We start from the raw sequence: 12,042 nt of genomic DNA, 5'->3' as shown, positions 1-12,042 counted from the left end.
ACTATCACCGTAAATTAAACTAATATATAGTTTCAACATCGATTAATCATTTGAGAAACTTAATGAAAATAATGTTCTCAGCAGATGGTATCTCTAAATCAGATTTAGAGAAAACAGCCTCTGTTTCAAAGTATGTTGACTGTGTTAAAATTGGTCATATTTTATGTTCAACTCTATCATTTAAAGAAATTCATCAATTAGTTGGCGATAAAGATATCTTTTTGGATTTTAAATTACACGATATTCCTAATACAGTTAAAACCGCAATAGAAAACTACTCAAAAGCTATCCCAAATTTTAAATACTTCACATTTCACGGTACTGCTAGTGATGAAATGGTCAAGGCAGCACTTACAGCAGATACTCAAGCAATACCATTAGCTGTGATTACTCTTAGTAGTGATGCTAATTTTGATAAGGCAGATAGTCTAGCAAAATTTCAGAGATGTGTGGATTTAGGTGTGGAAAACTTTATATGTCATCCACATTTAGTTGCAGATGTTAGAGCAAAATTTGGGGATAAAATCAAATTGTATGTACCAGGTGTGAGACTTGAAAGTGACTTAAGTGATGATCACTTTAATGCTTTGACACCTAAAAAAGCTAAAGAGCTAGGTGTTGACTACATTATCGTAGGTAGACCTCTTCTACGTGCAGATGATATTGTTGAGAAGCTAAAAGAATTTGAGTGTTAAGATGCAAAATCAAGATCTTAAAAGAATAATAATCTCGCCACCATTTGGTAAATATCTTAAATTTACCGAAACCTCTAATGTTTATGGTTCTTTTACAGTTAATAGACGCTGGGGACTTATTAAACAAGCTCTCAAAACTATCCGTAAAATAGATAAAAATGCTTGGCGTAATAAGATTGGTTTGCGTAATCCTGGGTTGGCAAATGCAAAGCCACCGAAAAGGTCGCAAGATATTATATCTTTGGCGGCATTAGAGATGTCAGACTGGCATAGTTTTGCAGAGACTTTAAAGTTACCAAAGTTTGCCAATCATAAGAATATTGAGATAAATATAGGTTGTCCTAATGCTAGTATTGTTGATTTTCCAGCTGAACTAGCTCCGATCTTTGCTGGTAGAAATATCAGTATCAAAATGCCACCAACTGTAGATCATAATGCTAAGATTAGAGAGTATCTTGCCGTAGGTATTACAACTTTTCATTTGTGTAATACTATCCCTACAGCTAAGGGTGGAGTTTCAGGTTATCCATTACATGAGTATAGTTTGCCTGCTATCAAAAAAGCTAGAGAAGAATTTGGTGATAGTATTACTATAATTGGTGGAGGCGGTATTTATACTCTTGAAGATGCTAAAAAATATATAGATGCAGGGGCAGATCACTTATCTCTAAGCTCTATAATGTTTAATCCTATTAAGGGTAAAAAATTAGTTAAAGAGATTAATAACCTTTCTTTTTAAGTAATAGTTTATCTGTATTCTTATATGATTGTGGAGCGAAATCTCCCATCCATTCTTTAACTGCTTTGAAGTTTTCGATAAATGTTTGTTTATCACCATCAGATACTTTCTCAGCATTAGAGTTTACAAATTCAGCAAATTCAGTGATAGTTTGTTGTCTTTGCTTATCTGACATAATAATATCAGCATATAATCCTCGACCTTGACTAAATAGTCTACCAACAATATTAAGTTCCATCTTATATACAGGGCTAGCTAGTTTTAACATTTTTTGAATATCAACATTTTTGTGCTTAAGAAATAGACCTAGGCAGTAGACACTAAAATGCTCAATACCTTGGATAAAAGTCATAGCTTCATCATGCTCTTCGGCAGTCATGTTCTCTATACTAAAGCCAATTCTCGCTAGATCATCGATAAAGTATTGATACTTATCTTGCTGTTTACCATCACAGACTACAATTACCTGATTGTCGGGAGAGCTAATTGTTGGACCAAAAATAGGGTGAAGCCCTACAACTGGCCCATCATAGTTGGCTAACATGCTATCTAAAGGTTCTTTTTTGATACTAGTATAGTCAGCTAATATAGTGCCTTCAGAAAGATAGGGTATTGTTTTTTTGATAATTTCATCAGTTAAATATATTGGTACAGATAATATAACAATGTCTTGATTAGCAAGTTTTTGCTTGGGGGTTTGCCAATCACTTTCATCAAAAATAGTTAGTGCATACTCAGGTAGGAATTTACTAAAGATATTTTGAGTCATTTGACCCATTTCACCATTACCACCAATTATACAAATTCTTTTTTGCATTTTAAGGTTCCTTAATCTTAATTTTTTCGCTGCTTACTCTGTAAGCTATAGCGACATACTTTTTTCATAGCAGAAAAAGTATGCAAAACTGCCTAGCACTACGCTAACGTAATTTAAAACAAACAGGAAATAAAAAACTCACATTGTTCAAGCAATTTTATTTCCTAGCTATTTGTTTTTGAAATCACTAATCCCTAATGTGCATTTATTTTCTATAATAAATGTCATATATTTTTACTAATTACTAAATCTTGAAACTAAAAGTTACAGGACCATCATTTGTCAAAGACACTTTCATATCAGCACCAAATATTCCTGTTTGGACTTTATCATATTTATTCTTGAATATATCTACAAACTCTTTGAATTTTTCTTTTGCTATTTCAGGAGGACAACCACTACTAAAGCTTGGTCTATTACCTTTCTTTGTATCAGCAGCAAGTGTAAATTGTGGTACAAGAATTATCTCTCCATTAATATCTGCTAGAGATAAGTTCATCTTGCCTGCATCATCTTCAAATATACGATACTTGATGATTTTATCAGTCATTTTTTCGAAGTTTTGGTGGGTGTCTTCTTTCTCAACACAGACTAGTGCTAAGATACCTTTATCTATATCAGCAACTTTTTGACCATCAACTACTACATTTGCGCAGTTTACTCTTTGTATGATACTAAGCATATCAATATATTGTTTTTGTTAAATCAATCCTTAAATTGTATCAAAAACATCTGTATACTCTTACAAAAATATTTGTTAAATAAAATCTCTAAATGAAAAAAATATTTCCTCTGGTTCTTTTTGTCGTTTTGTATCTTTTGATATGGGATGGGCTAACTCTCTTGATTCATTCTCCTTATAGTATTTCTCCGGATACTGCAGAAAATATTATGTGGGGTATGCATCCAAGTTTAATGTATGATAAGCATCCGTGGTTAGGAGCACTATTCCTTAGACCATTTGTATTACTTTTTTCGCCATTATTAGCGAATCTATTGGCAACATCTATTTGTATAGTCGTTACTTGGCTCTATGTATACAAGATAATGAGGCTATATTTTGAGCATAAAGAAGCTATTTTTGTTACGCTATTATCATTATTAAGCTTTTTTTATATGGGAGAGTTTTTTCTTCAATATAATCAAAATATAATATTGTTGCCATTTTGGACAGCAAGTGCTTATTACTTTATAAAAGCTGTAAATTCTAATAGAGCTATCTATTGGCTCTTAACAGCTTTAATAGTTGCTTTAGCAGTTTATGCTAAGTTTCAAATAGCGATAGTAGCAATCGCAATGCTGATGTATTTAATATTTAATTACAAGATTCATTATACTAAGAATATCTTGTTATCAGCTATATTTGGTTTTGTATTACTAATACCAGGTATGGTTTCTTTGTATGAGCTTAACTTTATCACTATACATTATGCCGCAGCTAGAGTTGCGGAACCTGATTCAGGTATGCTTTTTAATATATTTAATGGCTTATTTGATAGTATATTTCAGCTACTTAATTTTGCTGTTGCTATAGTTATCCTTGTATATTTAGCTTTTAGAAAGAATTTAGTGAGAGGTGACTCTAAATTAACCAATAACCAAAAGGCTATAGTTTATATAGGAGTTGTTCCATATATAATTTTTTGTTTATTAGAAATGTTTAATGGAACATTACCAACAGAGTGGTTAGTGTGTGCTACAGCACTATTTATTCCAGCAATATATGTGTTATTAAGGCTGAAAGTTTCTAATATTTCTATATATAAAATAGTAATGTTTGGTTTGATTGTGAATCTGATTTATTTTATTGTGTTTAATATAAATACTTTCACAAATAATAGGATAGAGCATAATAACATTGGCAATGGTATTGCCGTAGTAGCCGATAATTTAATTAAAGATAATCATTTAGCTTACCCAGAGTATGCATCAGGAAGCTGGGATTATGGACTTTATCTGACAGCATTTATGAGTAAGCATCCTAACTTTGTAAGAGAGTGGTACAAATTAAGCTCTAAAGGCTCTATGGTTATGGTTTTCCCCGGCTGTGGTGGTGAATATGGTTATATAGATAATGATATCAAAACACTCGGCTATAAGGTTATATATAAGAAGTGCCAAAATGTGCAATTAGTAGATAAAATAAAACCTCAAGAGAAACCTTTTACGTTCTATTTTGTTGAGAAGTAAGCTTTCTTATATGCACCATAAAAATTATAACTATAATAATCACACATAAAATTGGTCCAAGTATAATAGGAACCTGTTTGTCTATATGTTGACCTAAGAATCCAGAAATAAATAAGCAGATTGAAGCGCCGATTGAGCCAGACATTATCAAGAAAGAAGACACTTTAGGACTTGAGTAATTAGCATTATTTATACCATAGCCTAGAAGTGTAGGAAACATCGCCGCACATCCAAATCCTAACACTACACCACCTAATATAAATCCATAAGGACTATCAGCAATCAAGAATATTATAAATCCTATCAAAGTAATAAATGAACTTATCATAATATAAACAGCAGGCTTAATTCTTGTAAGTATGAATAGTCCTACAATCAGTCTTGAAATAGCAATAATACCCCAAAATAAGCCGATAATAAGACCGACATCGGTGACTTTAAGATGCTTAGCTTCTTGTAAATATGGCGAGAACCAATATGAAACAATATATTCGATATATACATAAATCATTATCGCTAATGCAATCAGCACTACACTAAGATTTAGAAGTTTTGGTTTAGATGATTCGAGCTTGTTATCTACGTTATCAATTTTGATAGAACTTTTATCTTCAAATTTAGTCAAAAATATAATTACTAATAACACTAAGTATAAGCATCCCATGCCTATAAATACTGCACGCCATGAGAAGTGTTCAACTATATGACCACCAATAAAGGGTACTAATGCAGATCCTGCGCCAAAGAAGAAATTTAGAACATTTAGGCGCGATTCACTTTTGCCACTTTTAGAGTATGCTGCATGAATAGTCTGACTAACAGCAGGAACTAAAAAGCCTACACAAGTACCATTTAAAAGAGCGCACAAAGCATAGATATATAAAGGAAATCCAGCTGCTATAGTAAATTGAGCGATAAGGCCTATTATCAAGGCAATTAATAAGGTATTTCTGCAACCTAAAGAGCTCATTGTTTTTGAGCTTAAGGCGTTACCTATCAAGAGACCTAATATATTCAACACATCAATATAGACAATATGTGATACATTTACATGATAATGACTAGAAATTTGAGGTGATACTAGTCCTAATATAGCTCCAAAACCACCTGTAATAAAAGCAGCTATGAAACAAATACTTACGGCTTTTATTTTTAAGTTTTCTGGGACTATAAAAGTTGATAATTGATTACTTGTATTAATTGATGCCATTACTATACTCTCTGTTTTTTTATTCCCATATTGAACTAAGCTCATGTAGCTTGACAGTTATATCATTTTTATTAGCTACACTTATCTGTAATGTATTTTCTATTATATTAGAAGGGTCAAATCGCATCGTAATAGACTCTTCACCTTTATTAACAAAAAGCTCTATACTAGTTGTATCTAAGAAAATATCTACACTTACATTTTGAGATGATATATCTACTACAGAAGCTTCTGTCATAATCTCCGAGAAGTTGTTTTTTACAGTTAATTGATTATTTTGATAGCTAATATTAAAGACATAATTTTGATCAGTTTTTAAAAGATTTAGTTGCCATTGCTCTTTAGAGCTAAAATCTAAATTTAGTTCTATTAGATTTGAAGGCAGAGTAATATCTTGATTGAAGTTTCTGATTTCTATAGTTTTATTTCTAAGGTTTTTATAATTATCTATAGGATAAGATAAAAGTTTATCTTTGTTTATTCTAAGCTGTCTCATTAAGCTCATAGCACCTGCAGAATCTTCTTTTGCTCGATTTTTAAAATCTTCCCAACAGTTCATCCAGCCTATGGTATATCTATTACCATTAGCTTCGAAAGTTTGTGGAGCATAAAATTCCTTCGCTGAGTCTATATATCTAAGAGGAGTCTTGGGTATAAAATGTTTGCCATCAAAATCACCAATATAGTAATACGATTGATAATTAAAATCTTTTTTATCTTTAGTTTCAAATATTGACAAAATAAGAACATATTTACCATCAAGGTAAAATAGATCTGGACACTCTAATGTTCTACCTGAGAGAGCTCTCTCTTGAAATAAGATACTATGATAAACCCAGCTCTCAGCATCATCAGATCTATACAGTACAACGCTTGGATATCCTTTTGCATAGGTGCCAATAATTAGGTAGTAACAGTCAAATTTTTCATCAAACCACACTTTAGTATCTCTAAAATCATAAGAACAAAAATCTGGCTTATGATTTATTACTGTTTTGGGTTTTGAGAAGTGAATAGCATCTTTGCTTTTGATGAGATTTTGTTTTTCTATAAAGACATTTGGAGTGTTGTCTAAATCCTCAAAGTGCTCTGTATAAGTCAGAAAAAGCTCATTATTGATAACTGTAGCACTTCCTGAGAAAGCACCACCAATATATCTATCATCAAGATCGTTTTGTGGGTAAATAGCAATAGGTAGATGTTGCCAATGTACCATATCTTCAGATACTGCATGTCCCCAGTGTAGCATTGGTGTATGCTTACCATAAGGATAATGTTGGTAAAACATATGATATTTACCATTGAAGTAAACTAGGCCATTTGGATCATTTAACCAAGCTTCTTTTGCAGTGAAGTGATATTGTAGACGTTCAGTATTTCTTATATTTGAATTATCATGAGAATGACATGACTGCCATTTACCATGTTTTAGGCTAAAGCAGATACCTCCCTGCTCAAGCAAAGAATCATCATACAGCCAACCGTTCTCTATACTTATATTTTGAGTATCACAAACAATTTTTAGGATATATTTCTTACTAGCTTCTAGTAACCACTCAATATGATAATACTTAGTTTTTAATGTGGTTGTTTGGATTGGATGACATTCTACAACTGTATCATTGTGATAGAGCTTAAATTGCCCATGCTGATTGGTATTATAGTCAAAAGATATTACACAGTTAGTTTTGACATTTAGGCTAAAAGAATTTTCATCGAGTTTTGTTATAAGCATTTTCAAAACAATAAAGAAGTATATAAGAAAAGTTTAAGTGACTAAATATCTATAGTCAATTTATAATCATTAAAACAAAATTAGGCTTACTATTTTGCACAATGTGTTATAGATTATATTGTTATAAATTTAGTAAAGAGAATTGATTTTGATAAAAGATATAAAGGTAAGGCAGTTTTCGGTATTGTGGTTTATAGAGTTATGGGAGAGATATGCTTTTTATAGCTTCCAAGCTTTATTTATGCTTTTTATAACAGCTAGTCATATTAGTGAGTCACAAGGGTATCTAATTTTTGGGATATTTGCTTCATTAATTTATATTACGCCAACCATAGGTGGATATATATCTGATAAAGTTATCGGCATAAAAAATGCTTTGGTTACTGGTGCAATTCTACTGTTATTAGGTTATGTTGTATTAGCAATGTCTAATGATCTTAAGCATATTAGCTTGGCGTTATCATTAATTATTGTTGGTAATGGTTTATTTAAGCCTGCTCCAACAGCATTAATTTCAAAGATTTTTAATGACAATCCTGCACAGTCACATTCAGCATTTACACTTTATTATATGGGTGTAAATATAGGGAGTTTTTTAGCAATAGCATTTACTCCTATTATTGCAAAATATACTAGTTATTCATATGCTTTTATAATTTGTGTTATTGGTATGATTTTAGCACTATCAAATTATGCTTGGCGTGCAAGATTATTAAAAGATATTGAACCAGAGAATAAAAAAATAACCAATAAAACTAAAGCTCTAGTCTCATTGGTATGTTTATTACAAATAGCTATTTGTTATGCTTTATTTCAGATGACAGATATATCTCTGTATTTAATAATAGTTGTCTGTTTATTAACTTTTTTGTACATGCTGAATGATGCAAAAAATACTTCGAGTAAAAAAGAAAAAATACTACAGATAATCGGTGTGATTTTAGTAATTGAAGCAGTTATCTATTTTATTATTTATAACCAAATGTTTTCTACATTAGTTTTGTTTGCTGACCATAATGTAAATCTTAATTTGATTGGGTTTAATGTTTCTCCAGCAACTTATGCAGCACTAGACTCTTTTTGGTTAGTGGTTCTAAGTCCTATTTTGGCAATACTGTATAAGAAGAGTGTAAGTCACTTATCAATCCCTTATAAATACTCTATAGGTACAGTGATAGCTGGGTTAGCCCCATTAACATTATACTTAGTCATTATGTTAACGCAGAAAAATGGCTTTATTGATGGTAATTGGATGATTATCTACTTCTTCTTTGGAGCATTAGCAGAATTGTTGGTTGCTGCTTTAGGTTTTTCTTTGATAGCGATTTATTTTAGAAAAGAGATAGTTACGCTAGGCATGGGCTTTTTTATGCTTGCATTAGCTTTTGGCGGCGCATTATCTGGTAAACTAGGTCAGCTTGTAGCTATGCCAGAAGGTAAGATTGATCCTATTATGAGTTTAAATATCTATCAAAATTACTTTTTATGGCTAGGTGTAATAACTATCATTTTAGGTATCGTATATGCTTTGGTAGCTAGACTAGCTACTAGTATAGCCAAGAAGAATAACATTTCTTTAGGATAAAAGAGTTTTATAGTCTATTTATAATCTCATCGGTAAACTCTATTGTTGAGGCTAGTTTAGTTCCTTGAGTGTATATATCTGAAGTTCTAAAGCCATCTTCAAGAGTCTTATTGATAGCACTTGCAATGGCTTCTGCCTCTGTTACTAAGCCAAATGAATAAGAAAGCATTAATGAAGCAGATAATATCTGCGCAATTGGGTTTGCTTTGCCCTGACCTTTGATATCATAAGCAGAACCACCAGAAGGCTCATATAACCCAAAACCATCTTTATTTAAACTTATTGATGGTACTAAGCCAATAGAACCAGGTAATACAGATGCTAAATCAGAAATAATATCACCAAAAAGGTTACCAGTAACCATTACATCAAATTGACTAGGATTAAGTACCATTTGCATTGCACAATTATCAACATACATATGATTAACATTTACATTTGGATAATTTTTAGCCACTTCATTGACAATATTTCTCCATAGCCTTGATGTATCTAAGACATTAGCCTTATCTACAGATGTAAGTCTATTTGAGCGTTGAGTGGCTCTTTCAAATGCTTGTACGACAATATTTCTAATCGTATGTTCATCATACTCAGCAATATCAGTTGCACATCTTACACCACATTCATCTGTAAAAGTTCTATGCTCACCAAAGTAGATATCTCTAGATAATTCTCTAAAGATTTCAATATCTGCACCATTTGCAATACGACTATCCTTTAGTGGACAAGCTTCTTTGAGTGCTGGAAAAATCTGGCTAGGACGGATGTTTATATTAAAACCAAAGTGTTTTCTAAGAGCTAGGATACTATTAGCCTCACAGCCTTGCCATTTTTCTTCATTTTGAGCTTCAACAGGTCCGCCAACAGAGCCAAAAAGTATTGCATCAGAGTTTTTACATATCTCTAATGTTTCTTCTGGACAGTGGCTTTTATATTTATCATAAGCAGCACCACCAACAAGAGCTTCTATATAGTTAAATTTATGATTATATTTTTTAGCAATAGAATCAAGAACTTTGATTGCTGATTCCATTACTTCAGGTCCGATTCCATCACCTGCTAATATAGCAATATTTTTTTCCATTTTAGCCTCTTTGTGATTGTTCAAATTGTTTGATTATATCTAGATGTTCAATAAGATAAGTCATGTCATCAAGTCCTCTAATCAGGCAATCTTTACGGAAAGGGTCATAATCAAAATTATAAGTATCACCATCTGCACTAACCGTTTGCTCTTGTAAGTCAATAGTTATACTAAATTTTGGATCTTCAGCCTTATCACATAATTCTTTGACAATATCTTTGTCTAATGAGATTAACAATAAGCCATTTTTTGCAGCATTATTGAAAAATATGTCAGAAAATGATGGTGCAATTATAACTTTGATACCCGCTTGAGTTAATGCCCAAACAGCATGCTCTCTTGATGAACCACAGCCAAAATTATCTCCAGCAATCAATATTTCAGAATTAGAGTAGTCAGGGTTATTAAAAACAAAACCGCTATCTTTTTCCTTTAAGTTATGAAATAAACTTTTACCATAACCATCTTTTGTTGTTTGAGTTAGAAAGTTTGCAGGAATAATCATATCTGTATCAATATCACTTAGCCATAAAGGAATTGCGCTAGATGTTAGTTTTTTAAAAGCTTGCATTCTTATAGCTCCTTATCTAATTTATCAACACTACAAATCTTACCCATAACAGCACTAGCAGCAACTGTTTGTGGTGAAGCAAGATGAGTTATACTTCCTTTACCTTGACGGCCTATAAAGTTTCTATTTGAGGTACTAATACATCTTTGACCTTCTGGAACCTTATCATCATTCATTGCTAAACACATTGAGCAACCAGGCATTCTAAATTCAGCACCAGCATCCGCAAAGATCTTATCTAAACCTTCTGCTATTGCAATATTTCGTACTTGCTCTGACCCAGGAACTATATACATAGTTACATTTTTAGCAACCTGTTTGCCTTTTAAAACATTAGCCACAGCGCGCATATCTTCTATACGACCATTAGTACAGCTACCAACAAATGCCCACTGTATTTCTTTACCAAAGATATCTTCATCGGCATTAAATTTAGTATAGTCATAAGCTTGTTGAGCCAGTTTGTGTTGATGAGTAGGTATATCCTTCAAGCTTGGAATCTTAGCTGAGATACTGATAGCATGTTGAGGGTTTATTCCCCATGTAACCATTGGCTCAAGTCCTTCAATATCGACTTTGATAGTTTTGTCATAGTGAGCGTTTTCATCACTGATAAAGCTATTCCAATATTCTACAGATTTGTCAAAATCCTTACCTTGAGGCGCATATTTTTTACCTTTTAGATAACTAAAAGTTTTCTCATCAGGAGAAACCAAACCCGCTCTTGCACCACATTCTATCGACATATTACATAACGTCATACGCTCTTCCATAGTCATATCTTTGATTGCTTGGCCAACATACTCGATGACATAACCACCAGCACCACCAATACCAATATTAGCGATTAGCTTCATGATAATATCTTTAGCAGTAGCTGACTTTGACGGCTTACCAACAAACTCTACTCTCATTGTCTTTGGTCTATATTGCAAAATACAGTTAGTAGCAAGTACATGTCCAACTTCAGATGTTCCAACACCAAATGCTAAAGCTCCAAATGCACCATGAGTTGAAGTATGAGAGTCACCACATACAAGAGTTATACCTGGTAATGTAAAGCCAAGCTCTGGACCTATGACATGGACAATCCCTTGGTGTTGGCTTTCAAAATCATAAAAATCAATACCAAATTCTTTAACATTGCTTCGTAATTTCTCAACTTGAGCTTGAGCAGTTTTATCTTTCATCTCTAATCTATTGATTGGTGATGTTGATATACTATGATCTACAGTCGCAATAATCGATTTCGGATTATTGATAGGTATATTTAACTCTCTAATTTTATCAAAAGCTTGAGCAGATGTTACTTCATGCATTAGCATTCTATCTATATATAAAATATCAGGAAAGTCAGGTATATGTTTTACAACGTGAGCATCCCAGATTTTATCAATAATATTTTTTGCCATT

11 protein-coding genes are annotated in these 12,042 nt (G+C 32.3%); 4 read left to right on the top strand and 7 right to left on the bottom strand.

Annotation, left to right across the window (positions count from 1 at the left end):
- The first annotated feature begins 62 nt into the window (after nt 1-62).
- Nucleotides 63-695 (top strand): orotidine-5'-phosphate decarboxylase, encoded by a 633-nt coding sequence (gene pyrF, locus F0R75_RS08720; protein ID WP_187985986.1) that lies wholly within the window; start codon nt 63-65, stop codon nt 693-695.
- A gap of 1 nt (nt 696) precedes the next feature.
- Nucleotides 697-1,434 (top strand): diguanylate cyclase, encoded by a 738-nt coding sequence (locus tag F0R75_RS08715; protein WP_149369002.1) that lies wholly within the window; start codon nt 697-699, stop codon nt 1,432-1,434.
- On the opposite strand, the gene tyrA is transcribed toward F0R75_RS08715, so the two are convergent.
- Nucleotides 1,415-2,251 (bottom strand): bifunctional chorismate mutase/prephenate dehydrogenase, encoded by an 837-nt coding sequence (tyrA, locus tag F0R75_RS08710; RefSeq protein WP_149377285.1) that lies wholly within the window; start codon nt 2,249-2,251, stop codon nt 1,415-1,417. The genes F0R75_RS08715 and tyrA overlap by 20 nt on opposite strands.
- Before the next feature lie 244 nt (nt 2,252-2,495).
- On the bottom strand, nt 2,496-2,933 hold the full coding sequence (gene dtd, locus F0R75_RS08705; RefSeq protein WP_149369004.1) for a D-aminoacyl-tRNA deacylase: 438 nt from the start codon (nt 2,931-2,933) through the stop codon (nt 2,496-2,498).
- A gap of 92 nt (nt 2,934-3,025) precedes the next feature.
- Between dtd and F0R75_RS08700 the strand changes: the two genes are divergently transcribed.
- Nucleotides 3,026-4,441 carry a glycosyltransferase family 39 protein gene (locus F0R75_RS08700; RefSeq protein WP_149377284.1) on the top strand — a complete coding sequence of 472 codons (1,416 nt, stop codon included), beginning with the start codon at nt 3,026-3,028 and terminating at the stop codon, nt 4,439-4,441.
- Here the strand turns inward: F0R75_RS08700 and F0R75_RS08695 are convergent.
- Together F0R75_RS08695 and F0R75_RS08690 are read right to left on the bottom strand one after the other, a co-directional pair.
- Nucleotides 4,416-5,651 (bottom strand): MFS transporter, encoded by a 1,236-nt coding sequence (locus F0R75_RS08695; protein ID WP_149369006.1) that lies wholly within the window; start codon nt 5,649-5,651, stop codon nt 4,416-4,418. The two genes, F0R75_RS08700 and F0R75_RS08695, sit on opposite strands and share 26 nt — an antisense overlap.
- A gap of 19 nt (nt 5,652-5,670) precedes the next feature.
- The gene (locus F0R75_RS08690; RefSeq protein ID WP_187985987.1) at nt 5,671-7,386 is read right to left on the bottom strand and encodes a glycoside hydrolase family 32 protein; all 1,716 of its coding nucleotides are present in this window, start codon (nt 7,384-7,386) and stop codon (nt 5,671-5,673) included.
- Between the two features lie 148 nt (nt 7,387-7,534).
- Here F0R75_RS08690 and F0R75_RS08685 point away from each other — a divergent pair, with 148 nt between their 5' ends.
- Nucleotides 7,535-8,971 carry a peptide MFS transporter gene (locus tag F0R75_RS08685; RefSeq protein ID WP_187985988.1) on the top strand — a complete coding sequence of 479 codons (1,437 nt, stop codon included), beginning with the start codon at nt 7,535-7,537 and terminating at the stop codon, nt 8,969-8,971.
- Between the two features lie 7 nt (nt 8,972-8,978).
- Here the strand turns inward: F0R75_RS08685 and leuB are convergent, their stop codons facing one another.
- Genes leuB through leuC form a run of 3 tightly spaced genes read right to left on the bottom strand, consistent with a single transcriptional unit; the run spans nt 8,979 to nt 12,041 of the window.
- A complete protein-coding gene (gene leuB / locus F0R75_RS08680; RefSeq protein WP_146421585.1) occupies nt 8,979-10,058 on the bottom strand; it encodes a 3-isopropylmalate dehydrogenase in 1,080 nt (359 codons plus the stop codon).
- Nucleotide 10,059: 1 nt separating this feature from the next.
- Entirely contained in the window at nt 10,060-10,629 is a 570-nt protein-coding gene (leuD, locus tag F0R75_RS08675) for a 3-isopropylmalate dehydratase small subunit (protein WP_146421586.1), read from the bottom strand.
- A gap of 2 nt (nt 10,630-10,631) precedes the next feature.
- Nucleotides 10,632-12,041 carry a 3-isopropylmalate dehydratase large subunit gene (leuC, locus tag F0R75_RS08670; RefSeq protein WP_149369008.1) on the bottom strand — a complete coding sequence of 470 codons (1,410 nt, stop codon included), beginning with the start codon at nt 12,039-12,041 and terminating at the stop codon, nt 10,632-10,634.
- Nucleotide 12,042 lies beyond the last annotated feature (1 nt).

It is taken from the genome of Francisella marina (assembly GCF_008369785.1).
In the GTDB taxonomy this organism is placed as follows: domain Bacteria; phylum Pseudomonadota; class Gammaproteobacteria; order Francisellales; family Francisellaceae; genus Francisella; species Francisella salimarina.
Note: the sequence above shows the minus strand (reverse complement) of the source record. Positions and strands in the feature narration are given on the sequence as shown.

Bases quoted from the DNA above. Each gene is read 5' to 3' on its own strand.
- pyrF (WP_187985986.1), top strand. From the start codon at position 63: ATGAAAATAATGTTCTCAGCAGATGGTATCTCTAAATCAGATTTAGAG.
- F0R75_RS08715 (WP_149369002.1), top strand. From the start codon at position 697: ATGCAAAATCAAGATCTTAAAAGAATAATAATCTCGCCACCATTTGGT.
- tyrA (WP_149377285.1), bottom strand. From the start codon at position 2,251: ATGCAAAAAAGAATTTGTATAATTGGTGGTAATGGTGAAATGGGTCAA.
- dtd (WP_149369004.1), bottom strand. From the start codon at position 2,933: ATGCTTAGTATCATACAAAGAGTAAACTGCGCAAATGTAGTAGTTGAT.
- F0R75_RS08700 (WP_149377284.1), top strand. From the start codon at position 3,026: ATGAAAAAAATATTTCCTCTGGTTCTTTTTGTCGTTTTGTATCTTTTG.
- F0R75_RS08695 (WP_149369006.1), bottom strand. From the start codon at position 5,651: ATGGCATCAATTAATACAAGTAATCAATTATCAACTTTTATAGTCCCA.
- F0R75_RS08690 (WP_187985987.1), bottom strand. From the start codon at position 7,386: ATGCTTATAACAAAACTCGATGAAAATTCTTTTAGCCTAAATGTCAAA.
- leuB (WP_146421585.1), bottom strand. From the start codon at position 10,058: ATGGAAAAAAATATTGCTATATTAGCAGGTGATGGAATCGGACCTGAA.
- leuD (WP_146421586.1), bottom strand. From the start codon at position 10,629: ATGCAAGCTTTTAAAAAACTAACATCTAGCGCAATTCCTTTATGGCTA.
- leuC (WP_149369008.1), bottom strand. From the start codon at position 12,041: ATGGCAAAAAATATTATTGATAAAATCTGGGATGCTCACGTTGTAAAA.